A 26,354-nucleotide genomic window follows, 5' to 3' on the forward strand; every position below is an offset into this window, starting at 1 on the left:
ATGTCACCATTGTCATGACTAAGCTCATGCATCGATAAAAATGTATCTCGTCGCGATCGCCTGGATGTTTGTGGTCGTATTGATGGCCGCAGCCGAGGCCATGAGCCCGATCGGCAGTGTGCTGGGCGCGCTGATCACGCTCGCGCTATACGGCGTGCTGCCGCTGTCCATCGTGCTCTACGTGATGGGCACACCCTTGCGGCGGCGAGCGCGCCTGGCAGCCGAGATGCAGGCGGCCGCAGACGCGGCATCAGCGCAGCCAGACGGCAGCGGCCATGCGGCCGGTGACACCATCGCGGCGGAACGAAAAGAACCGTGACCGGTCTTCGACGGTGCACCACGTGCCACCGCCCACGCTCAGAACGCCCGCCGCAGCCAGGCGGTCGCGCGCCAGCAGCGGCAGGTTGGCCAGCCACTTCCCCGGCCGGAGTGGCCTGAAGCGCAGCGGGTCGGCCAGCGCAGGGTCGACACCGAAGCCCTCGAGCACATCGGCACCCACCTCGAACGCATTCGGGCCGATGCAGGCCCCGAGCCAGCACTGAACTTGCGCCGGCTCGCAGGCCGCGGCTTCGCAGACGCCGCGCAGCGTCGCTTCGGCCACGCCGCCCGCCAAGCCACGCCAGCCGGCGTGCGCGGCGCCGACCGCGCCCGGTGCAGCAAACAGGATGGGCAGGCAATCGGCCACCTGCACGGTGCAGGCAATGCCGCGCTCCGTCGTGACGCAGGCATCGGCTTCGGCCGTCGGCAAAGTCAGGTGCTCCCTCGTCAGACGCAGCACGCGCGTGCCATGCACCTGCTTCATGAACACCGGCGCGGCACCGAGTGCCTGCTGGAACAGCTCGCGATGACGTGCCACGCGTTGCGGGTCGTCGTTGACCGCGATGCCGAGATTGAAGCTGTCCCAGGGCGCGGGGCTCGTGCCCCCGGCGCGCGTGCTCATCACACTGGCCACGCCAGGCACGTTCCAGTGGGCTTGCAGCCAGTCAGCGTGCATCGGCATCCGGGCAGGCCGCAGGGTGCGCATTGGCGAAGGCCGGCAGCGCCGAGCACTCGCCGAAGATGCGCATCACCTCGGGCACATGGTCGAGTCGGCAGGAGAACCGCTGGGCGTTGAAGATCTGCGGCACCAGCACCGCGTCGGCCAGCGTCGGCGCATCGCCATGGCAGAAGCGGCCGGTGGCGGGGTTGCCCGCAAGCTGCCGCTCCACCGTGGCAAGCCCGTCCTCCACCCAGTGCCGCAGCCAGCGCATCTTTTCGTCTTCGCTGACCTTCATCTCGTCGACCAGGTAGCGCAGCACACGCAGGTTGTTGAGCGGGTGGATCTCGCAGGCGATGTCGAGCGCGATCGCCCGCACCCGCGCGCGGCCCAAGGCGTCGGCCGGCAGCAACGGCGGCTCCGGGTAGGTCTCTTCCAGGTACTCGATGATGGCCAGCGACTGCGAAATGAGCGCGTCGCCATCCTTGAGCAACGGCACCAGCCGCGTAGCAGATAGGTCACTGAACGGCGCCTGCACCTGCTCCCCCTTCACCAGGTGAATCGGGCGGTAGTCGTAGGGCAGGCCTTTCAAACCGAGCGCGATGCGCACCCGGTATGAGGCCGACGATCGGAAGTAGCTGTACAGCTCCATCATGAAGACACGGGCCGAGCGCCGGGCCGCTCCCAAGCCGGCCCGTACCCTCTTGGGGGGGCGGCTGCAGTACTCTGCGGACGAGGGGCTGTCATCACCCGCCGACGATCTTCACGCGCATGGACCCTACGCCGTCGATCTGTGCATGCAGCGAGTCGCCTTCGAGCACGGCCGCAACGCCCTCCGGTGTGCCGCTGTAGATCAGGTCGCCGGGTTGCAGGTCCCATGCAGTCGAGAGCTGCTCGATCACTTCGGGCACGCTCCAGATCAGCTTGCCGATCACACTGTGCTGGCGCTTCGCGCCATTCACGTCGAGCGAAATGCGTGTCGCCGCGTTGATGTAGCACTGGGCCGCCGGACGGATGGCGCCGATCGGTGCCGACTGCTCGAAGCCTTTACCAGCATCCCAGGGCCGGCCCTGCTTCTTGGCTTCGCCCTGGATGTCCCGACGCGTCATATCGAGCCCCACGGCATAGCCGTACACATGGCTCATCGCATCGGCGGCCTTGATGTCGCTGCCGCCCTTGCCGATGGCCACGACGAGCTCCACTTCATGGTGCAGATCGCGCGTGAGGCTCGGGTAGCGCATCTCGCCGACCTGGTCTTCGGTCACCGGGAGGATCGCATCGGCCGGCTTCATGAAGAAGAACGGCGGCTCACGACCGCTGTGGCCCATCTCGATGGCGTGGTCGACGTAGTTGCGACCCACGCAATAGATGCGGTGCACGGGGAACACCGCCCCAGGTTCAGCGCCCACCACGGGCACGGCGGGAACGCGGGGAACAGGCACGACGTAGCTCATCGAAAAACGCTCCATGGCAAAGGTCAAGGGATGCGTTCGATGATGCCACGCGGCCATGTGAAATGTTGAGCCGGAGCTTGCGAACATGGATTCGCATGGGTGCCCGGCGACTGGCCCTAAACTGCCCGCCATGTCCATGTTTCAGCCGCGCAGCATCAAGCATTGCAGGGCCTGTGGGTCACCGGTGGTGTACTCAACCCCTGCAGACGACAACCGAGATCGCGCGACTTGCACCGTCTGCACGACCATTCATTACGAAAACCCGCTGAACGTGGTGGGCACTCTGCCGGTGTGGCAAGACAAGGTGCTGCTCTGCCGCCGCAACATCGAGCCGCGCTACGGCTTCTGGACGCTGCCCGCCGGCTTCATGGAGCTCGGCGAAACCACCGAGCAAGGCGCCATCCGCGAAACCGTCGAAGAAGCTGGTGCGCGCGTCGAGCTGCAAGGCCTCTACACGCTGCTCAACGTGGTGCGGGTCGGCCAACTGCACTTGTTCTATCGGGCGCGCCTGCTCGACACCGACTTCGCGCCCGGCCCGGAGAGCATCGAGGCCCAGCTGTTTGCCGAACACGAAATTCCCTGGGACGACCTTGCCTTCCGCACCGTGAGGGAAACCCTGAAACGCTTCTTCGAAGACAGGCAACGAGGTCAATTCGGACTACATTGCGCCGATATTGGCTGACCAGCCTCATTCCTGAAGCTGCGCCTCGCACATGTCCGACACCGCTCAAGTCCCGCCCGCCACGCCACCTGCTCCTCCGGCCGCAGCGCGCCCCGCCGCAACGGGCGCGACCACGCACCTGCGCGAAGACCTGATCAACCCCGACCCGCTGCTCGACTGCCTGGTCGAGGTGTGCCGGCTGCACGGCCAGGCAGCGTCGCGCGCTTCACTGTCGGCCGGCCTGCCACTGGGCAAGGACGGCAAGCTGGGCGGCAAGGCACTGCTCACGCTCGACCTCGCCGAGCGCGCCGCCGCGCGTGCAGGCCTGTCGGCAAAGCTGCAGCGCCTGCCGCTCGCGCGTGTCGACAACGCCGCGTTGCCGGCCATCCTGATCCTGAAAGACAACCACGCCTGCGTGCTGATGGGCTGGGACGCGGCCGGCACCACCGCCCGCGTGCTGCTGCCCGAGACCGCGCAAGGCTCCATCAGCATGCCGCGCGCCGATCTCGAAGCGCGCTACACCGGCGTGGCGCTGTTCGTGCGCCCGCATTTCCGCTTCGATGCGCGCACACCCGAAGTGCGCAGCGTCGCGGCAAGGCACTGGTTCTGGAGTGCCCTGCTGGAGCAGCGCTTCGTCTACCGCGACGTGCTGTGGGCTGCGCTGCTGATCAACTTCTTCGCCCTCGCCTTCCCGATGTTCAGCATGAACGTCTACGACCGCGTGGTGCCCAACAACGCCACCGAGACGCTGTGGGCGCTGTCGGTCGGCGTCTTCATCATCATGTGCGCCGACGTGTTCATGCGCCAGCTGCGCAGCCACTTCGTCGACGAGGCCAGCGCACGCATCGACGTGCAGATCTCGGCCACGCTGATGGAGAAGGTGCTCGGCATGAAGCTCGAGAACCGGCCCGAGTCGGTGGGCTCGTTCGCCTCCAACCTGCGCGGCTTCGAGCAGGTGCGCGACTTCATCGCCTCGAGCACCGTCACCGCGCTGATCGACCTGCCTTTCGCGCTGATCTTCGTCGTCGTGCTGGCGTGGATCTCGCCCTGGCTCGCTGTGCCGGTGGTGGTGGTGTTCGCCGTCATCCTGGTGATGGGCTACGTGCTGCAGTTTCGCCTGCACGAGCTGTCGCAGACCACCTACCAGGCCTCGGCACAGCGCAACGCCACGCTGATCGAAAGCCTGACCGGCATCGAGACCATCAAGTCGCTGGGCGCCGAGAGCGTGATCCAGGCGCGCTGGGAGCGGGCCAACCTGTTCCTCTCGCGCACCAGCGTGCGCATGCGTGCGCTGTCGTCGTCGGCCACCTACCTCACCGGCTGGCTGACGCAGGCGGTCACGGTCTCGATGATCGTCATCGGCGTCTACCTCATCAGCCAGCGCGAGCTGACCATGGGCGCGCTGATCGCCTCGAGCATGCTGGCAGGTCGCGCGCTGGGGCCGGCCGGGCAGATCGTCGGCCTGCTGATGCAGTACCAGGGTGCACGCACGGCGATGGAGTCGCTCAACAAGATCATGGAAAAACCGGTCGAGCGGCCGGTCGGCGAGAGCCTCATTCACCGCCCGGTGCTGCGCGGCGACATCGAATTCCGCAACGTCAAATTCGCCTACCCCAACCGGCAAGACGTGGCGCTCGACGGCCTCAGCTTCAAGATCAATGCCGGCGAGCGCGTGGCGCTCATCGGCAAGGTGGGCTCGGGCAAGTCAACGGTCGAGCGGCTCATCATGGGCCTGTACCAGCCCACCGACGGCGCCGTGCTGCTCGATGGCATCGACCTGCGCCAGTTGGACCCAGCCGACGTGCGCCGCAACCTGGGCTACGTGTCGCAGGACGTGACGCTCTTCTACGGCACGCTGCGCGAGAACATCACCTTCGGCCTGCCCTATGCCGACGACTCCGCGGTGGTGGCCTCCGCCGAACTGGCCGGCATGACGGGCTTCATCAACCGCCACCCACGCGGCTTCGACATGCCGGTGGGCGAGCGCGGCGAATCGCTCTCGGGCGGCCAGCGCCAGGGCATCGGCCTCGCCCGGGCGGTGCTGCACAACGCCCCCATCCTGCTGCTGGACGAACCCACCAGCGCGATGGACTTCTCCACCGAAGCGCAGATCACGCAGAACATCACCCACTTCGCGCACAACAAGACGGTGGTGCTGGTGACCCACCGCACCTCGCTGCTGGCCATGGTGACGCGCGTGATCGTGATCGACGGCGGCAAGATCGTGGCCGACGGCCCGCGGGACCGCATCATGGAAGCTCTGTCAACGGGCCGCATTGCCCGAGCCGCCTGACATGGACGCCGAAGTCAAACCCACCAACAGCCAGCCCGAGGGCCGCACGCACGGCTTGCTGTTCGCCGCGGGTCGCCGCATCCTCGCGGTGCTGGAGAAGCTGCGCCTGTTGCTGGCTCCCATCTCCAACCGCCTGCTCGGCAGTGCGGCCACCGACGCGCAGGCCAACCAGGCGGGCTTCCGCAGCTTCGAGCAAGAAGCCGAAGAGGTGATGACGCGCAACCAGACCCAGCGCGCGCAGAAGATCGTGCGCGCCTCGGTGTTGATCCTCGTGCTGCTCATCGTGTGGGCCGGGCTTGCGCATGTGGACGAGGTAACGCGCGGCGAAGGCAAAGTCATTCCCTCGCGGCAGCTGCAGGTGCTGCAGTCGCTGGACGGCGGCGTGGTCTCCGAGATCCTGGTTCGCGAAGGCGAGGTCGTCGAGGCCGGCCAGTTGCTGCTGAAGGTCGACGAGACGCGCGCCACGTCAGGTGTGCGCGAGAGCGCAGCGCAAGGCTTTGCACTGCGCGCCCGGCAGGCGCGGCTGAGGGCGCTGGCTGACGGCGCTGCTTTCCAGCCGCCGGCGATGGGCAGCGATCCCGAGGAAGCGCGCATCCTGCAGGGCGAGCTGGCGCTGTACCAAGCCCGGCAGTCCGAGTTGTCGACCATGCTGTCGATCAACAACCAGCAGCTGCGTCAACGCGAGCAAGAGCTGGCCGAGATGCGCTCGCGCAAATCGTCGGCCGAGCGCGCGCTCGACCTCGGCCTGCAAGAACTTGCCAAGACCAAACCGCTGCTGGCCTCCGGCGCGGTGAGCGAGGTCGACATCCTGCGGCTCGAGCGCGAGACATCGCGCAGCCGTGGCGAGTCCGAGCAGGCCAGTGCCCAGATCGCCCGCGTGCAGGCCGCCATCGGCGAAGCCCAGCGCAAGATCCAGGAGACCGAGATCGCGTTCCGCAATGAGGCCCGCAAGGAGCTGGCCGAGGTGGTCGGCAAGCTGAACGCACTGAACGAAGGCCAGGTCGCGCTGACCGACAAGGTGACCAAATCGCAGGTGAAATCACCGGTGCGCGGCCGCGTGCAGCGCCTGCTGGCCAACACTGTGGGCGGCGTGGTGCAGCCCGGCAAGGACATCGTCGAGATCGTGCCGCTCGACGACCAGCTGGTGGTCGAAGCGCGCATGGCGCCGAAAGACATCGCCTTCATCCGCCCCGACCAGAACGCCACCGTCAAGTTCACCGCCTACGACTTCTCCATCTACGGAGGGCTCGATGCCAAGGTGGAAAACATCAGCCCCGACACCGTCGTCGACGAGCGCGGCAATGCCTTCTACCTCGTGCGGGTGCGCACCACGCACGCCAACTTCAGCGAGAAGCTGCCGATCATCCCGGGCATGACCGCCGAGGTCGATGTGCTCACCGGGCAGAAGACGGTGCTGACCTACCTGCTGAAGCCAGTGCTCAAGGTCAAGGCCTACGCGCTGCGGGAGCGCTGAGCCCGGGCGCCCTGCCGCCAGGGCAGCCCATCCGCCTCCAGGCACCTACAAGCCCACGCGGGCCGCAGTTCGACCTCTGCATGACGCGTAATTCGACGCGGCAACTTGGCACGCATGCACCATCTGTTTCCGATCGTTTCAGGCAACAGCAGCCGAAACGGCGGCCTCAAGTTTCAGAAAAACCCGCCGATAACAGTTTCAGGCGGATTCCGTACCGCGCTTTCAAGCTCCCGAGCCAGCCCCTTATTCCACATCAAGTGGGCCCGTACGGTGACTCAGTTCACACAAGACCGAGCTTCCAGATGACTTAAGGAGTACGTCCTCCCGTATCCTCCTTGGCACTCTGAGTGGTATTCCGACCAAGGTTTTGCACATGCCCACCATCATTCAAACCATCAACGGCAAAGTCACCGGACTTTGGGGCTCGGCCTTGCGTCGCACGCCCACCGGAAAGCTCTTGGCCTTGAAGATGGGAGACGAAGTCAACAAGGGCGACGTGATCCTGACCACCCAGGACGGCATCGTGATGCTGACGGGCGATGCCGACGCCCCGCGTGTTGCCGAAGCCGCCAAACCAGGCAGCGCCGACACCGACATCGATCGCGTAATCGCCGAGCTGAACCAGCCTGACGCCCTCACCGCCCCGGCCGCCGGTTTGAACGGTGGCGACAGCGGAGGCCTCACCCCCGGCCTGCGCGTCGGCCGCATCTCTGAATCGGTGAGCGCAGCCCAGTTCACCGAAACGGCCGACACGCTTCAGCGCACGGCCTTCGTCGAACGCACCGCCGTCCCAGAAGACAAGCTCAACCAGTCTGCTCCCGCGCTGGCCAATTCCAGCGACATCGCCGCCGCCGAGGAAGGTGCCCCGGTCAGCCTGGGCCTGAGGCAACCCACCGGCAATGGCGCCATCACCATCGTGGTGAAAGACGTGCCGCTCATCGGCACCATCGTCAAAGCCGACGGCACCGTCGTCACGCCCGGCACCACGCTGCAGCCCTCTGACCTGCCCGGCCTGCACTACGTGCCGCCGGCCGACTACAACGGCACCGCGCCGGTCGGCGACTTCAGCTACACCGTCACCAACGGCAACAGCACGACCACGGGCACCACGACGATTGCGCTGTCGACCGTCAACGACCTGCCCGACGCCACCGCCGGCACTGCCACCGGTGCCGAAGACAGCACGCTGCCGATCTCGCTTGGCGGCACCGATTCAGACGGCTCCATCACCGGCGTTCGCATCACCAGCATCCCCGCCGGCGCCACCGTGCTGCTGGCCGACGGCACGACCGTCGTCACCGCCGGCCAGACGCTCACCCCCGGCCAGGCTGCCACGCTGCTGTACCAGCCAGCGCCCGATTTCAACGGCGGCGGCGCACTGAGCTTCGTCGTGATCGACAACGACGGCGGCGTCTCTGCACCGGCTTCGCTGCAGATCAACGTCACCCCGGTCAACGACCCACCGGTCGGCCAGGTCGACCTCGCGACCACGCCTGAAGACACCGCGCTCAACGGCAACCTGCTGGCCAACGACACCGATGTCGACGGCCCGGCTCTCAGCGTCACCCAATACAGCATCAACGGCGTGGCCCACGCGACCGGCACGGCCACGGCCCTGCCGGGCATCGGCACGCTCCTGATCAACAGCGACGGCAGCTACGTCTTCACGCCGGCCGCCAACTACAACGGCCCGGTGCCGGCCACCACCTACACGGTGAGCGACGGCAGCGCCGCGTCCACCTCCACGCTGTCGATCAACGTCGGCGCGGTCAACGACGCCCCGGTCGCCGTCGACGACGTGGCTTCCACCGCCATCAACACGCCGGTCACCATCGACGTGCGAGCCAACGACACCGATGCCGACGGCGACGCGCTCACCGTCAGCAACCCGGTGCTGGCCAACCCCGCGCAAGGCACGGTCTCGCTTGATACGAATGGCCAGCTCCTGTTCACCCCGGCGAACAACTTCACCGGGCCGGTCAGCATCACCTACACCGTCACCGACCCGTCGGGCGCGGCAGACACTGCGAACGTCACCATCAACGTGGGCAGCAACACGCCACCCACCGGCACCGACAGCACCCAGACGCTTGCCGAAGACGGCTCGCACACCGTTTTGGCCAGCGAATTCGGCTTTGCCGACGCCGACGCCGGCCAGACCTTCGCCAATGTGCGCATCGACACGTTGCCCGCCGGCAGCCTGACGTTGAACGGCAACCAAGTCGTCGCGGGCCAAGTGATCTCCATCGCCGAGATCACCGCTGGCCACCTCGTGTTCACGCCAGCGGCCGATGCCAACGGCGCGCCACTCACCAGCCTGAGCTTCTCGGTGCAAGACAGCGCCGGCGCTTTCGACACTGCGTCCAACACGCTGAGCTTCAACGTGACGCCGGTCAGCGACGCCCCGGTGGCAACGGCCGACGTGGTCAACACACCCGAAGACTCGCCGATCAACTTCGACCCGCGCGTCAACGACACCGATGCCGATGGCCAGACGCTCGGCATCGTCTCGGTCGGTGGCCAGCCCATCGCCGTTGGCACGCCCGTCGTGCTGCCGCAAGGCACCGTCTCGCTCAACGCAGACGGCACCCTCACCTTCACCCCGGCGCCGAACTTCAACGGCCCGGTGAACGTGCCCTACACGGTGAGCGACGGCAGCACGCTGTCTTCGTCGACCATCACCATCAACGTGGCACCGGTCAACGATGCACCTGTCGCGAACGACGACACCATCTCGACCCCGATCAACACGCAGGTGAGCATCGACGTGCGCGGCAACGACAGCGATGTCGACGGCGACCTGCTGACTCCGAGCAACCCCGTGCTGGCCAACCCGGCGCAGGGCACCGCCAGCTTCGACTCGAACGGCCAGCTCGTTTACACGCCAGCCACCAACGTGACCGGCCCGGTGGTCATCACCTACACCGTGACCGACCCGTCCGGCGCGAGCACCACCGCCACCGTCACCGTGAACGTCGGCGCCAACACGCCGCCGGCCGGTGCCGACGGCACGCACACGATCAGCGAAGACACCGCCTACACCCTGCAGACCGCCGACTTCGGCTTCAGCGACGGCGATGCCGGCCAAGGCTTCGCCGGCGTGCGCATCGACACGCCGCCCACCGCGGGCACGCTGACACTGAACGGCACACCGGTCGCGGCCGGCACCGTGGTTTCGGCCGCCGACATCGCGGCTGGCCACCTCGTCTTCACGCCGGCTCCCAACGGCAACGGCGCTGCCTATGCCGGCATCGGCTTCAGCGTGCAAGACAGCGCGGGTGCCTTCGACCCGGCGCCCAACACCATCGGCTTCAACGTCACGCCGGTCAACGATGCACCGGTCGCGAACGACGACCTGGCTTCGACCGCGATCAACAACGCGGTGCTGATCGACGTCAAAGCCAACGACACGGACCCGGACGACGCCGCTGCGCAGCTGACCGTCTCCAGCCCCACCATCGACCCGAGCAAGGGCACCGTCACCGTCGACGCGTCGGGCCAGCTGCTGTTCACCCCCGCCACCAACGTGAGCGGGCCGGTGACCATCACCTACACGCTGACCGACCCCTCGGGCCTCAGCGACACCGCCACGGTCACCGTCAACGTGGGCAGCAACACGCCGCCGACCGGTGCCGACTCGGTGCACACCATCACCGAGGACACGAGCTACACCGTGTCCACCGCCGACTTCGGCTTCACCGATGCCGACGCCGGCCAGACCCTGGCCGCCGTGCGCATCGACAGCCTGCCGCCCTACGGACAGCTGCAACTCAACGGCAACCCGGTCGCTGCAGGCGCCGTGATCTCCGCCGCCGAAGTGGCCGCGGGCCATCTGCAAATGGTGCCGGGTCCCAACGAGAACGGCGCGCCCTACGGCAGCTTCACCTTCAGCGTGCAGGACAGCGCCGGCGGCTTCAGTGCAGCGCCCAACACGCTCACGCTTTACGTCGCGCCGGTCGACGACACACCGATCACCAACCCCGACACCGTCAATGCCGTCGAAGACACGGCGGTCACCTTCGACCCACGCCTCAACGACACCGACGTCGAGTTCCAGACCCTGACGATCACCCAGGTCGCAGGCCAGCCCATTGCCGTGGGCACGCCCGTCGTGCTGCCGCAAGGCACGGTCTCGCTGAACGCAGACGGCACGCTGACCTTCACACCGGCGTCCAATTTCAACGGGCCGGTGAACTTCCCGTACACCGTGACCGACGGCTCATCCACGTCCACGGCGAACATCACGGTCAACGTGGCGCCGGTGAACGACGCCCCGGTGGCCAGTGCTGACACCGTGACTGCGATCGAAGACCAGCCCGTCACCTTCGACCCGCGCGTCAACGACACCGACGTCGATGGCCCCGCACTGACGATCACCCAGATCGCCGGCCAGCCCATCGCCATCGGCTCGCCCGTCACCCTGTCGCAAGGCACGGTCTCGCTGAACGCTGACGGCACGCTGACCTTCACACCGGCAGCCGACTTCAACGGCCCGGTTTCGATTCCCTACACCGTGAGCGACGGCTCCACGCCGGTCACCTCGACCATCACCGTCAACGTCGCAGCCACGCCCGACGCGGCAGTTGTCACTGGCCCGCTCACGGGCTCCGTCACCGAAGACGGCACGCTGACCAGCACCGGCACGCTCACCGTCACCGATGCGGACGGCCCTGCCGAATCGAGCTTCATAGCACAGAACGGCACGCCCGGAACCTACGGCAGCTTCACGCTGACCAGCACCGGCACCTGGACGTATTCGCTCAACAACGCTGCCGCCAATGTGCAGGCACTGGCCGGCGGCACCAGCGTTGACGAGACCTTCTCCATCACAACCGCCGACGGCAGTACGCGCAGCGTGGTCGTGACCGTCAACGGCACGAACGACGCCCCCGTGGCCGTGGCCGACACCGGCACCGCCACCGAAGACACGCCGCTGACCGGCAGCGTGCTCGCCAACGACAGCGACGTCGACACCGGCAGCGCCCTCGCGGTGACTCAGTTCGTCGTCAACGGCACCACCTACAACGCGGGCCAGACGGCAGCGCTGCTGCAGGGTAACCTGACGATCGGCGCCAACGGCAGCTACACCTTCACGCCCGCCGCCAACTACAACGGCACCGTGCCGGTGGCCACCTACACGCTGAGCGACGGGACGACGACAAGCACCGGCGCGCTCACGCTCGCAGTGACTGCGGTGAACGACGCCCCCGTCGCCCAGAACGACAGCGCCACGTTGAACGAAGACACCGTCAACACCGGCAACGTCGCTACGAACGACAACGATGTCGACGGCGATACGCTGACGGTCACGCAGTTCGTGATCAACGGCAACACCTATGCCGCCGGCCTGACCGCCACGCTGCCGCAAGGCACGCTGACCATCGCGACCAACGGCGACTACACCTTCACGCCGGCGGCCAACTACAACGGCCCCGTGCCGGTGGCCACCTACACGCTGACCGACGGCCAAGTGAACACCACCGCCACGCTCGCGCTGAGCGTGACACCGGTTGCCGACGTGCCCGTTGCCAACGACGACACGGCCTCGACCTCCATCAACACGCCGATCACGGTCGACGTGCGCAACAACGACACCGACGGCGACCACGACACGCTGACCGTCAGCAACCCGCTGCTGGTGAACCCGGCCCAGGGCACGGTGACGGTCGACGCCACCGGCCACCTCGTCTTCACACCCGCCAACAACTTCAGCGGCGCGGTGCAGATCACCTACACCGTCACCGACCCGAGCGGCCTGAGTGACACCGCAACGCTGACTGTCAACGTCGGCACCAACACGGCGCCCACCGGCGCCGATGCCGCACGCACGATCGCCGAAGACACCAGCTACACGGTGCAGTCCAACGACTTCGGCTTTGCCGACACCGACGCCGGCCAGACGCTGATCAACGTGCGCATCGACGCCGTGCCCGCTGTGGGCACGCTGCTGCTCAACGGCAGCCCGGTGGTTGCCGGCCAGGTGATCTCGGTCGCCGAGATCAACGCCGGCCACCTGGTATTCACTCCCGCAGCCGATGCCAACGGCACCAACTACGCCAGCGTCAACTTCAGCGTGCAAGACAGCGCCGGCGCCTTTGACACCGCACCCAACGCGCTGAGCTTCAACGTGACGCCGGTCGGCGACACCGCCGTCATCACCGCAGGCTCCGGTGCCGTCACCGAAGACAGCGCCGTCAACGGTGCCGGCCAACTCACGACCGCCGGCACGCTCTCCGTCACCGACCCGGACGCAGGCGAAGCCGCGTTCCAGCCGCAGGCCTCGACGGCCGGCAGCTATGGCAGCTTCACGCTCGGGGCGAACGGCGCCTGGTCGTACGCAGCGGCAAACAACAGCCCCGCGATCCAGGCCCTTGGCACCGGCCAGACCCTGACCGAGACCTTCACGGTTCGCAGCGTCGACGGCACGACGTCGAGCGTCATCGTGACGATCAACGGCACCAACGATGCCGCTGTGATTTCCGCCGGCACGGGCAGCATCACCGAAGACGTGGGCGTGGTCGGCGGCACCCTGTCCACCGGCGGCACGCTCACGGTCACCGATGTCGACACCGGCGAAGCCACGTTCCAGGCGCAGGCCGCGACCGCAGGCACCTACGGCAACTTCACGCTCGGCGCGAACGGCGCGTGGACCTACACCGCAGCCAACAACAACGCTGCGATCCAGGCACTCGGCGCGGGCCAGACGCTCACCGAGACCTTCGCGGTGAAGAGCGCCGACGGCACCTCATCGAACGTCATCGTCACCATCAACGGTACTAACGATGTCGCCGTGATCTCTGCCGGCACCGGCAGCGTGACCGAAGACACTGCCATCGACGGTGCAGGCCAGCTCGCCACCGGCGGCACGCTCACCGTGACGGATACGGATGCAGGCGAAGCCAGCTTCCAGGCCCAGCCCTCGACCGCTGGCGCCTACGGCACGTTCACGTTGGGCGCCAACGGCGCATGGACCTACACGGCTGCGAACAACAACGCCTCCATCCAGGCACTCGGCACCGGGCAGACGCTGACTGAGACCTTCACGGCCAAGAGCACCGATGGCACCAGCTCGTCCGTCGTTGTCACCATCAACGGCACCAATGACGTCGCCGTCATCTCCTCGGGCACCGGCAGCGTCTCCGAAGACACCGCCGTCAATGGCGCGGGCGACATCACCACAGGCGGCACGCTGACGGTCACCGATGTCGACGCAGGCCAATCCACCTTCCAGGCACAGACCGGTACTGCCGGCGCCTACGGCACCTTCACGCTGGGCACCAACGGGGCGTGGACGTACATGGCGGCCAACAGCAACGCCGCTATCCAAGCCCTGGGCTCGGGCCAGACGCTCACCGAGACCTTCAGCGTCAAGAGCGTCGATGGCACCTCGTCGAACGTCATCGTCACCATCAACGGCACCAACGATGTCGCTGTCATTTCTTCCGGCACGGGCAGCGTCACCGAAGACGTCGGCGTGCTCGGCGGCAACATCTCGACCAACGGCACCTTGACGGTCACCGACACCGACATAGGCGAATCGACTTTCCAGGCCCAACCCTCGACGACCGGCGCCTACGGCAGCTTCACCCTCAACGCCGCTGGCGCGTGGACCTACACCGCCAACAACGGCAACCCCGCCATCCAGGCGCTCGGCGCCGGCCAGACGCTCACCGAGACCTTCACGGTCAAGAGCGCTGACGGCACCAATTCCTCCGTCGTCGTCACGATCAACGGCACCAACGATGTCGCCGTGATCTCTTCCGGCACCGGCAGCGTGACCGAAGACGTCGGCGTGGTCGGCGGCAACATCTCGACCAGCGGCACGCTCACGGTCACCGATGCGGACACCGCGCAGGCGAGCTTCCAGGCCCAGACTTCGACCGCTGGCGCCTAYGGCAGCTTCACGCTGGACGCCAATGGCGCCTGGACATATTCCGCCGCAAACAACAGCGCAGCGATCCAGTCGCTCGGCACCGGCCAGACGCTGACCGAGACCTTCACGGTCAAGAGCGTCGACGGCACCAGCTCATCCGTCGTTGTCACCATCAACGGCACCAACGATGTCGCCGTCATCTCTGCGGGTACCGGTGCAGTCACCGAAGACACCGGCGTGGTCGGCGGGAACATCGCCACCTCCGGCACGCTCACCGTGACGGATGCGGATGCGGGCCAAGCCGGCTTCCAGGCCCAGACTTCGACCTCTGGCGCGTACGGCAGCTTCACGCTCGACGCGAACGGCGCGTGGACCTACACCGCCAACAACGCCAACCCGGTGATCCAGGCGCTCGGCACGGGCCAGACACTGACCGAGACCTTCAGCGTGCAGAGCGCTGACGGTACCAGCTCGTCCGTTGTCGTCACCATCAACGGCACGAACGATGCGGCCGTCATCTCGTCGGGCACCGGTACCGTCACCGAAGACGCCAACGTGATCGGTGGCAACATCGCCACCTCCGGCACCTTGACCGTCACCGACGTCGACGCCGGCCAAGCGACGTTCCAGGCACAGCCTGGAACCGCTGGCACCTATGGCACGTTCACGCTCGGCACCAATGGTGCGTGGACGTATACCGCGGCAAACAACAACGCAAGCATCCAGGCCCTTGGCGCCGGCCAGACGCTCACCGAGACTTTCACGGTCAAGAGCGCTGATGGCACCAGCTCGTCCGTCGTCGTCACGATCAACGGCAGCAACGACGTGGCCGTCATCTCCTCGGGTACCGGCGCAGTCACCGAAGATGCCAACGTGGTCGGCGGGAACATCGCGACCTCCGGCACCTTGACCGTCACTGATGTCGACGCGGGCCAGGCGGCATTCCAGGCACAGCCATCGACCGCTGGCGCCTACGGCACCTTCACGCTCGACGCCAATGGCGCGTGGACCTATACCGCGGCGAACAACAACGCCAGCATCCAGGCGCTCGGCACAGGCCAGACGCTGACCGAGACCTTCAGCGTCAAGAGCGCCGACGGCACCAGCTCGTCCGTCGTCGTCACGATCAACGGAACGAATGACGCCGCCGTCATTTCCTCGGGCACGGGAGGCGTCACTGAAGACACCGCCGTCAACGGCGCAGGCAACCTCACGACCGGCGGCACGCTGACCGTCAGCGACGCCGACACCGGCCAGGCGACCTTCCAAGCACAAGCCGGAACCGCAGGCGCCTACGGCACCTTCACGCTGGGCACCAACGGCGCGTGGACCTACACGGCTGCGAACAACAACGCGACCATCCAGGCACTCGGCACGGGCCAGAGCTTGACCGAGACCTTCACGGTCAAGAGCGCCGATGGCACCAGCTCCACCGTCGTCGTCACGATCAACGGCGCGAACGACGTCGCCGTGATCTCGGCCGGCACGGGCAGCGTCACCGAAGACACCAACGTCAACGGCGCGGGCAACATCACCACCGGTGGCACGCTGACCGTCACCGACACCGATGCCGGCCAGGCCAACTTCGAGGCACAGACCGGCACCGTAGGCACCTACGGCAGCTTCACGCTGGCCGCGAACGGCACGTGGGCCTATACCGCCGCCAACAACAACGCCGCGATCCAGGCGCTCGGCGCCGGGCAGTCGCTCACCGAGACCTTCAGCGTCAAGAGCGCTGACGGCACAGCTTCGTCCGTCGTTGTCACGATCAACGGCACCAACGACGTGCCCGTGATCTCCGGCAACTCGGCCGGCACCGTGACCGAAGCCGGTGGCGCGAACAACGCCATCGCCGGCACGCCAAACGCATCGGGCACGCTCAGCGCGGCCGATGTCGACGCCAGCCAATCGACCTTCCAGGCGCCGACCGCCGCCGACCTGAACGGCACCTACGGCAGCTTCAGCTTCAACGCCAGCACCGGCGCGTGGACCTACGCGCTCGACAATGCCCGCGCCGCCACGCAAGGCCTCAACGCCGGCCAGACGGTGCACGACACGCTCACGGTGACGAGCACCGACGGCAGCACCACACGCGTGATCGACGTCACCGTCAACGGCAGCAACGACAACGCCACCATCAGCGGCTCGGCCACCGGCACGGTCACCGAAGCCGGTGGCGTGAACAATGGCACCGCCGGCACGCCCACCGCCTCAGGCACGCTCACCGTGACCGACGTGGACGCCGGCCAGGCCGTCTTCCAGGCGCCGACTGCTGCAAGCCTCAACGGCACCTACGGCAGCTTCACGTTCAACGCATCGACCGGTGCGTGGAACTACACGCTGGACAACACCCGCAGCGCCACGCAGGCGCTGACTGCAGGCCAGGTCGCGCATGACGCGCTCACCGTGACGAGCGCCGATGGCACTGCCACGCAGGTCATTGACGTCACCGTCAATGGCTCGAACGACACCGCGGCCATCGGCGGCACCGCCATCGGCAGCGTCACCGAAGCGGGCGGCGTGAACAACGGCACCACAGGCACGCCAAGCGCATCGGGCACGCTGACCGTGACCGATGTCGATGCCGGCCAGGCCGCGTTCCAGGCACCGGCCAGCCTCGCAGGCACCTACGGCACCTTCACGTTCAACACCAGCAACGGCGCGTGGACGTACGCGCTCGACAACAGCAGCGCCACCACGCAAGCGCTGACCGCGGGCCAGACCGTGCACGACACGCTCAGCGTGAAGAGCAGCGACGGCACCGCCACGCAGATCATCGACGTGACAGTGAACGGCTCGAACGACGCGGCCGCCATCGCCGGCACCGCGACGGGCACCGTCACCGAAGCCGGTGGCGCAAGCAACGGCACAGCGGGCACGTCCAATGCATCCGGCACGCTCGCAGTCAGCGATGTCGACGCAGGCCAGGCCGGCTTCCAGACGCCGGCTAGCTTGGCAGGCACCTATGGCAGCTTCACGTTCAACGCCTCCACCGGCGCCTGGACGTATGCACTCGACAATACCCGCCCTGCCACGCAGGCGCTGGTCGCTGGTCAGACCGTGCACGACACGCTCACCGTCACCAGCACGGATGGCAGCGCCTCGCAGATCATCAACGTCACCGTCAACGGCTCCAACGACGACGCATCGATCGGCGGCACCGCCACTGGCGCGGTAACCGAAGCGGGCGGGCTGAACAACGGCACCGCCGGCAGCCCGAACGCCTCGGGCACGCTGACGGTTGCCGACGTCGACGCCGGCCAGGCTGCATTCCAGACGCCGGCCAGCCTCAACGGCACCTACGGCACCTTCACGTTCAACACCACGACGGGTGCCTGGACCTACGCTCTCGACGACACGCGCGCAGCCACGCAGGCACTCAATGCCGGCCAGACCGCGCACGACGCCATCACCGTGACCAGCGCCGATGGCACCGCTACGCAGATCATCGACGTCACCGTCAACGGCTCGAACGACACCGCCACCATCGGTGGCTCGGCCACGGGCACGGTCACCGAAGCCGGTGGTGTGTCCAATGGCACGACCGGCACGCCGAACGCCTCGGGCACGCTGACCGTCACCGACGTCGACGCCGGCCAAGCCGCGTTCCAGACGCCGGCCAGCCTGAACGGCACCTACGGCACGTTCACCTTCAACGCTGCCAACGGCGCGTGGACCTACGCGCTCGACAACACCCGTGCCGCAACACAAGGCCTCACCGCCGGCCAGATCGTGCACGACACGTTGACGGTCGCCAGCACCGACGGCTCGGCCACCAAGGTGGTCGACGTCACCGTCAACGGCACCAACGACAACGCCACCATCGGTGGCACCAGCACCGGCAACGTCACCGAAGCCGGTGGCGCGAACAACGGCACGGCCGGCACGTCGAGCGCGTCCGGCACGCTGACCGTGGCTGATGTCGACGCCAGCCAGGCCGTGTTCCAGACCCCTTCCAGCTTGGCAGGCACCTACGGCACCTTCACGTTCAATGCCAGCACCGGCGCGTGGACCTACGCGCTCGACGACACGCGCGCAGCCACCCAGGCACTGAACAACGGCCAGACCGCGCACGACACGCTCAGCGTCAAGAGCAGCGACGGCAGCGCCACGCAGATCATCGACGTCACCGTCAACGGCTCGAACGACAACGCCACCATCGGCGGCACCGCCACGGGCACCGTCACCGAAGCAGGTGGCACGAGCAACGGCACGGCGGGTACGCCGAACGCATCGGGCACGCTGACCGTCACCGACGTGGACAACAGCGGCTTCCAGGCTCCTGCGAGCCTGGCCGGTGCCTACGGCAGCTTCACCTTCAACGCTACGACCGGCGCCTGGACATATGCGCTGAACAACAACAGCGCCGCCACGCAGGCGCTCGTCGCCGGCCAGACCGTGCACGACACCCTCAGCGTGAAGAGCGCTGACGGCACCGCCACGCAAGTCATCGACGTGACGGTCACCGGCGCAAACGACAACGCCGCCATCACCGGCACCGCGACCGGCAGCGTCACCGAAGCCGGCGGCGTGAACAACGGCACCGCCGGCACGCCGAACGCATCGGGCACGCTGACCGTAACGGACGTCGACGCCACCCAGGCCGTGTTCCAGACGCCAGCCAGCCTTGCAGGCACCTACGGCACGTTCACGTTCAACACCAGCACCGGTGTGTGGAACTACACGCTCGACGACACCCGCGCTGCCACGCAAGCGCTCGCCGCCGGCCAGAACGTGCACGACACGCTCACCGTCACGAGCGCTGACGGCTCCGCCAGCCAGCTGATCGACGTCACCCTCACCGGCTCGAACGACACCGCTGCCATCAGCGGCACCACATCCGGCAACGTGGTCGAAGCCGGCGGCGCGAACAACGCCACCGCAGGCACACCGACAGCAAGCGGCACGCTCGCCGTGACCGACGTCGATGCTGGTCAAGCTGTGTTCCAGACGCCGGCCAGCCTCAACGGCACCTATGGCACGTTCACCTTCAACGCCAGCACCGGCGCGTGGAACTACACGCTGAACAACAGCAGCACGGCCACGCAAGCGCTGACAGCCGGCCAGACCGTGCACGACACGCTGACCGTGACGAGCTCGGACGGCTCGGCCTCACAGATCATTGACATCACCGTCACCGGTTCGAACGACACCGCCGTCGTCGGCGGTGCGGCCACCGGCAGCGTCACCGAAGCCGGCGGCGTGAACAACGGCACCGCCGGCACGCCGAACACCTCGGGCACGCTCACCGTGACCGATGTCGACGCCAGCCAGGCAAGCTTCCAGACGCCGGCTCCCGCCGCGCTCAACGGCAGCTACGGCAGCTTCACGTTCAACGCCTCTACCGGCGCGTGGACGTATGTGCTCGACGACACCCGTGCCGCCACCCAGGCCCTCTCGGCCAGCCAGGTTGCGCATGACACGCTCACCGTGACCAGCACCGACGGCAGTGTCTCGAAGATCATCGACGTGACCGTCAACGGCACGAACGACAACGCCACGATCGGCGGCACCGCTACGGGCACCGTGGTCGAAGCGGGTGGCACGAGCAACAGCACCGCCGGCACGCCGACCGCAAGCGGCACGCTCACCGTCACCGATGTCGACGCCAGCCAGGCCATCTTCCAGACGCCGACCGCAGCCAACCTCAACGGCACCTACGGCACCTTCACCTTCAACGCCAGCACCGGTGCGTGGAACTACGCGCTCGACGACACGCGTGCGGCCACGCAGGCCCTCACCGCTGGCCAGACCGTGCACGACACACTGACCGTGACGAGCGCCGACGGCACCGCCACCAAGGTGATCGACGTCAGCGTCAACGGCTCGAACGACACCGCGACCGTCGGTGGCACCGCCACCGGCACCGTCACCGAAGCCGGCGGCGCCGCCAACGGCACGGCCGGCACACCGAACGCATCGGGCACGCTGACCGTGACCGACGCGGACGCCGGCCAAGCCGCCTTCCAGACGCCGGCCAGCTTGAACGGTACCTACGGCACCTTCACCTTCAATGCGACGAGCGGTGCGTGGACCTACGCGCTCGACGACACGCGCGCAGCCACCCAGGCCCTGAACGCCGGCCAGACCGTGCACGACACGCTGAGCGTGACGAGCACCGACGGCACGGCCACGCAACTCATCGACGTGACCGTCAACGGCACGAACGACAACGCCGCGATCACCGGAACCGCCACAGGCACCGTCACCGAAGCCGGTGGCGTGAACAACGGCACTGCCGGCACACCGACGGCGGGCGGCACACTGACCGTCACCGATGTGGACAACGGCCAGGCCGTCTTCCAGGCGCCAGCCAGCCTCGCAGGAACCTACGGCACCTTCACCTTCAACACGACGACCGGTGTGTGGAACTACACGCTGAACAACAACAGCGCCGCCACGCAGGCACTGATCGCCGGCCAGACCGCGCATGACACGCTCACCGTGAAGAGCGCCGACGGCACCGCCACGCAGATCATCGACGTGACGGTCACCGGCACGAACGACAACGCCGCCATCACCGGCACCGCGACAGGCAGCGTCACCGAAGCCGGTGGCATCAACAACGGCACCGCGGGCACACCCACAGCCGCCGGCACGTTGAACGTCACCGATGTGGACAACGGCCAGGCGGTGTTCCAGGCACCGGCTGCCGCCAGCCTGAACGGCACCTACGGCACGTTCACCTTCAACACCGCCACCGGCGCGTGGAACTACACGCTCGACAACACCCGCACCGCCACGCAAGCACTGACGGCCGGCCAGACCGTGCACGACACGCTCACCGTGACCAGCAGCGACGGCAGCGCCTCGCAGGTGATCGACGTGAGCGTGAACGGCAGCAACGACACCGCCACCATTGGCGGCACTGCCGCTGGTGCTGTCACCGAAGCGGGTGGCGTGAACAACGGCACCGCGGGCACACCCACGGCCGCCGGGACGCTGAGCGTCACTGACGTGGACAACGGCCAGGCCGTCTTCCAAGCGCCTGCCGCTGCAAGCCTCAACGGCACCTACGGCACCTTCACGTTCAATGCCACCACCGGTGCGTGGAACTACACGCTGAACAACAGCAGCGCGGCCACGCAAGCACTCATCACAGGCCAGACGGCACATGACATGCTGACCGTGACCAGCGCCGATGGCTCGGCTTCGCAGATCATCGACGTCACCGTCACCGGCTCCAACGACACCGCGGCCATCAGCGGCACCGCCACCGGTGCTGTCACCGAAGCCGGTGGCGTGAGCAACGGCACGGCCGGCACGCCGAACGCAGCGGGCACGCTGACCGTGACCGACGTCGACGCCGGCCAGGCGAGCTTCCAGACGCCGGCCAGCCTCGCAGGCACCTACGGCACGTTCACCTTCAACACCACAACCGGTGCCTGGACCTACGCACTGAACAACGGCAGCGCCGCCACGCAGGCCCTGACCGCCGGCCAGACGGTGCACGACACGCTCAGCGTGAAGAGCAGCGACGGCAGCGCCACGCAGGTGATCGACGTGACCGTGACCGGTGCCAACGACAACGCCGCCATCACCGGCACCGCGACAGGCAGCGTCACCGAAGCCGGTGGCATCAACAACGGCACGGCCGGCACACCGAACGCATCGGGCGCGCTGAGCGTGACCGACGTCGACACCAGCCAGGCAAGCTTCCAGACGCCCGCCAGCCTGAACGGCACTTACGGCACCTTCACCTTCAACGCGACGACCGGCGCGTGGACCTACACGCTCGACGATACCCGCGCTGCCACGCAGGCGCTGACCGCCGGCCAGGCCGTGCACGACACGCTGATCGTCACCAGCAGCGACAGCACCGCCACGCAGGCGATCGACGTCACCGTCAACGGCGCCAACGACGCGGCGACCATCGGCGGCGCTGCCACGGGGACCATCACCGAAGCGGGTGGCGTGAACAACGCCGCCGCCGGTACGCCGAACGCATCGGGCACGCTGACGATCACCGATGTGGACAGCGGCCAGGCTGTGTTCCAGGCGCCCACCGCGGCCAGTCTGAACGGCACGTACGGCACCTTCAGCTTCAATGCCAGCACCGGCGCGTGGACCTACGCGCTCAACAATGCCCTCGCGGCCACGCAAGCGCTGAATGTCGGCCAGACCGCGCACGACACGCTCACCGTGACGAGCGCCGACGGCTCGGCCACGAAGATCATCGACGTGACCGTCAACGGCACGAACGACAACGCAGCCATCAGCGGTACGGCCACCGGGACCGTGACCGAAGCCGGCGGGCTGAACAACGCCAGCGCAGGCACGCCGACCGCCACCGGCACGCTGACCGTTGCTGACGTGGATGCTGGCCAGGCTACCTTCCAGGCACCCTCCGCGGCGAGCCTGAACGGCACCTACGGCACGTTCACTTTCAACACCGGCACCGGCGCGTGGAACTACACGCTCGACAACACCCGCAGCGCGACACAAGTGCTGACGGCCGGCCAGACCGTGCACGACACGCTGACGGTGACCAGCAGCGACGGCACGGCCACGCAGGTGATCGATGTCACCGTCAATGGCGCCAACGACAACGCCACGATCGGCGGCACCGGGACCGGCGCCGTCACCGAAGCCGGTGGCCTGAACAACGCCACCGCCGGCACGCCGAACGCATCGGGCACGCTGACCGTCACCGACGTCGACACCGGCCAAGCCGTGTTCCAGGCGCCCGCCGCGGCGAGCCTGAACGGCACCTACGGCACGTTCACCTTCAACGCCAGCAGCGGCGCGTGGACCTACGCGCTGAACAACAGCAGCGCCGCCACGCAGGCGCTGACCGCTGGCCAGACCGTGCACGACACCCTCACCGTCAGCAGCAGCGACGGCAGCACCACCAAGGTCATCGACGTCACCGTCACCGGCACGAACGACACGGCCGTGATCGGTGGCACGGCCACGGGCTCTGTCACTGAAGACGTGGCCGTCAACGGCTCGGGCAACCTCGCCACGGGCGGCACGCTCACGGTGAGCGACGTGGATGCCGGCCAAGCCGCCTTCCAGGCACAAGCCAGCACCGCCGGCACCTACGGCACGTTCACGCTCGCCGCAAACGGTGCGTGGACTTACGCGGCCGCCAACGGCAACGCCACGGTCCAGGCACTCGCCGCGGGTCAGACGCTCACGGAAACCTTCTCGGTTGTCAGCGTCGAGGGCACTGCATCGTCGGTCGTGGTCAACATCAACGGCACCAACGACGCCCCGGTCGCCACCGGCTCGGCGATCACGGGCACCGAAGACACTCCCCTGGTGCTGACCTGGGCCAACTTCGGCGTGACCGATGTGGACACCGCGTCGAGCTCGCTGAGCATCAAGGTCGCCACGCTGCCCGGCGACGGCACGCTGCAGACCTTCAACGGCAGCTCGTGGGTCAACGTGAGCGCCGGCCAGACCATCACCAAGGCCACGGTGGACGCAGGCTCATTCCGCTTCGTGCCGGACAGCAACGAATCGGGTTCCGATGCCTACGGCGGTACCAGCACGGGCAACAAGCAGTCCGACTACGCCAGCTTCACCGTCAAGCCCAACGATGGCACGACCGATGGCAGCGCCGCCACCGTGCGCATCGACATCACGCCGGTGACCGACACGCCGGCGCTGACGATCGGTGCCACGCCGGGCAGCGCCAACTTCACGCCGCCAGCCAGCACCGGGCTGACCCAGCAGTTCTACGACAACGTTGCGACGGTCGGCAGCAACAACGCGGGCGACATCGCCACCGTCGAGACCAACGTCGAGGCGACCACCGCCACGTCGACCACCATCAAGACGGGCTCGGTGGACATTGCCGACGTCTCGACGGACGACGCCTACCGCTACACCGGCTTCATCTACCTGGCCGCCGGCAGCACCTACACCGTCACCGGCTCGCGTGACGACACCCTGATGGTGAAGCTGGGCGGAAGCTCGGTCTACAGCGTCGGCTACAACAACTTCGGCAACTTCACCGCCACCACCTTCTCGCCAACGGTATCTGGCTACTACAGCCTGGAGATCATTGCCTACAACGGCGACGGCGTCGGCAACCTCGATCTCAATATCTCGGTCAACGGCGGCGCGGCGCGCGACCTGAGCGGCGCCAACTTCAACCTGTACGCGAGCAGCGCGTCCGTCCTGGCCAGCAACACGGTGGCGGGCAGCCTGGTGGTCAACGGCGACGGCGGTTACTACGCCGTGGTCGCCAGCGGCACCGCCACCGAGGCCATCGCGCTGAACCCGGTCACGGCCACGCTGCGCGACACCGACGGATCCGAGTCGCTGGCCGTGTCGATCTCATCGATCCCGGTGGGCGCCACGCTGAGCGACGGCACGAACAGCTTCACCGCGACCGCCGCGACCAGCAGCACGTCGGTCACCGGCTGGAACCTGAACACGCTGACACTCACGCCGCCGGCCAGCGCCAGCGGCACCTACGCGATGACGGTCACCGCCATCGCCACCGAAACCGGTGGCGTCACGGCCACGACCACCGACACGATCTCAGTGCAGGTCAACCCGGCGGCCGACACGCCAGCGCTGTCCTTGCCGAGCACCCTCATCGCCGTTGGCCAGGGCACCGCTGCCTACACCGTGGAGCTGCCGGTCCTGGCCGCGCTGCGCGACACCGACGGTTCGGAAACGCTCACCGTGCAGGTCAGCGGCTTGCCCACCGGCGCAACGCTGAACCATGGCACCTCGAGCAGCGGCGTCTGGACGGTCGCCTCCAGCGACCTGCACGACCTGACAATCACGCTGCCTTCGGGTTACAGCAGTGATGCCACCACCGGCACGACACTGACCATCACGGCCATCGCGACCGAATCGGTGGGCGGAGACACCGCGACGACCTCGTCGACAGTGACGCTGTTCGCCGACTCCACGACCACCTCGACCACCACCTCGAACAGCGGGACCTCCTCGGGCTCAGGCGCCGACGACTACATCGTCGGCGGTTCCGGCGCCAACACGCTGGGTGGCGGCGACGGCAACGACCTGATCTACGGTCGCGCCGGCAACGACAACATCAACGGCGGCAACGGCAACGATGTGCTGTTAGGCGAAGCCGGCAACGACACGATCGTCGGCGGCGCCGGCCGAGACCGCATCGTCGGGGGTGCCGGCAACGACACCCTGACCGGCGGCACCGGCTCTGGCGCCGACAACATGACCGACGTCTTCGTCTGGAACCTTGCTGACAAGGGCACCACCACCACGCCCGCGACCGACACGGTCACCGACTTCGACAACACCACCGGCCGCGGCGACACGCTGGACCTGCGCGACCTGCTGCAGGGCGAGACCTACTCGATGACCGGCACCAGCAGTTCCTACAACGGCAACCTCGACCACTACCTGCACTTCACGTACAGCGGTGGCAACACGACGATCCAGATCAGTTCGGCCGGCGCTTTCGCCGGCAGCGGGGTGGTCAATGGCTCGGTGGGAGCCAACACCATCGATCAGACCATCGTCCTGCAAGGGGTGAACCTGACGAGCGGATTCACCACCGACACGCAGATCATCAACGATCTGCTACAGCGCGGAAAGCTGATCACCGACGGCGGCTGATCGCGCTCAGAGCAAGCGCAACGAGCGACCAACCGGGCCACGCCCGTGGAACCGGCTTTGC

The 26,354-nt window shown here is 67.3% G+C and carries 8 protein-coding genes; 5 read left to right on the top strand and 3 right to left on the bottom strand.

Annotated features, from left to right (window positions below):
- The first annotated feature begins 40 nt into the window (after window positions 1-40).
- Complete coding sequence (locus AC1DYS_RS23625) at window positions 41-319, top strand: hypothetical protein (RefSeq protein WP_477903679.1); 279 nt, start codon at window positions 41-43, stop codon at window positions 317-319.
- Here the strand turns inward: AC1DYS_RS23625 and pgeF are convergent.
- From pgeF to AC1DYS_RS23640, 3 genes are all read right to left on the bottom strand, one after another.
- Window positions 251-994: a peptidoglycan editing factor PgeF gene (gene pgeF / locus AC1DYS_RS23630; RefSeq protein ID WP_477903681.1), complete on the bottom strand. Its 744-nt coding sequence runs from the start codon at window positions 992-994 to the stop codon at window positions 251-253. The two genes, AC1DYS_RS23625 and pgeF, sit on opposite strands and share 69 nt — an antisense overlap.
- Window positions 984-1,628 carry a maleylacetoacetate isomerase gene (gene maiA, locus AC1DYS_RS23635; protein WP_477903818.1) on the bottom strand — a complete coding sequence of 215 codons (645 nt, stop codon included), beginning with the start codon at window positions 1,626-1,628 and terminating at the stop codon, window positions 984-986. Before maiA ends, pgeF begins: the two co-directional genes overlap by 11 nt.
- A gap of 94 nt (window positions 1,629-1,722) precedes the next feature.
- Entirely contained in the window at window positions 1,723-2,430 is a 708-nt protein-coding gene (locus AC1DYS_RS23640; protein WP_477903683.1) for a fumarylacetoacetate hydrolase family protein, read from the bottom strand.
- Window positions 2,431-2,566: 136 nt separating this feature from the next.
- Between AC1DYS_RS23640 and AC1DYS_RS23645 the strand changes: the two genes are divergently transcribed.
- From AC1DYS_RS23645 to AC1DYS_RS23660, 4 genes are all read left to right on the top strand, one after another.
- Window positions 2,567-3,112: an NUDIX hydrolase gene (locus AC1DYS_RS23645; protein WP_082000685.1), complete on the top strand. Its 546-nt coding sequence runs from the start codon at window positions 2,567-2,569 to the stop codon at window positions 3,110-3,112.
- Window positions 3,113-3,143: 31 nt separating this feature from the next.
- On the top strand, window positions 3,144-5,384 hold the full coding sequence (locus tag AC1DYS_RS23650; RefSeq protein ID WP_477903685.1) for a type I secretion system permease/ATPase: 2,241 nt from the start codon (window positions 3,144-3,146) through the stop codon (window positions 5,382-5,384).
- Window position 5,385: 1 nt separating this feature from the next.
- Window positions 5,386-6,858: an HlyD family type I secretion periplasmic adaptor subunit gene (locus AC1DYS_RS23655; protein ID WP_477903687.1), complete on the top strand. Its 1,473-nt coding sequence runs from the start codon at window positions 5,386-5,388 to the stop codon at window positions 6,856-6,858.
- A gap of 373 nt (window positions 6,859-7,231) precedes the next feature.
- Window positions 7,232-26,293 carry a beta strand repeat-containing protein gene (locus tag AC1DYS_RS23660; protein ID WP_477903689.1) on the top strand — a complete coding sequence of 6,354 codons (19,062 nt, stop codon included), beginning with the start codon at window positions 7,232-7,234 and terminating at the stop codon, window positions 26,291-26,293.
- The last annotated feature ends 61 nt before the right edge of the window (window positions 26,294-26,354 follow it).

This window comes from Rhizobacter sp. P2_G4, assembly GCF_056403575.1.

Bases quoted from the DNA above. Each gene is read 5' to 3' on its own strand.
- AC1DYS_RS23625 (WP_477903679.1), top strand. From the start codon at position 41: ATGTATCTCGTCGCGATCGCCTGGATGTTTGTGGTCGTATTGATGGCC.
- pgeF (WP_477903681.1), bottom strand. From the start codon at position 994: ATGCACGCTGACTGGCTGCAAGCCCACTGGAACGTGCCTGGCGTGGCC.
- maiA (WP_477903818.1), bottom strand. From the start codon at position 1,628: ATGGAGCTGTACAGCTACTTCCGATCGTCGGCCTCATACCGGGTGCGC.
- AC1DYS_RS23640 (WP_477903683.1), bottom strand. From the start codon at position 2,430: ATGAGCTACGTCGTGCCTGTTCCCCGCGTTCCCGCCGTGCCCGTGGTG.
- AC1DYS_RS23645 (WP_082000685.1), top strand. From the start codon at position 2,567: ATGTTTCAGCCGCGCAGCATCAAGCATTGCAGGGCCTGTGGGTCACCG.
- AC1DYS_RS23650 (WP_477903685.1), top strand. From the start codon at position 3,144: ATGTCCGACACCGCTCAAGTCCCGCCCGCCACGCCACCTGCTCCTCCG.
- AC1DYS_RS23655 (WP_477903687.1), top strand. From the start codon at position 5,386: ATGGACGCCGAAGTCAAACCCACCAACAGCCAGCCCGAGGGCCGCACG.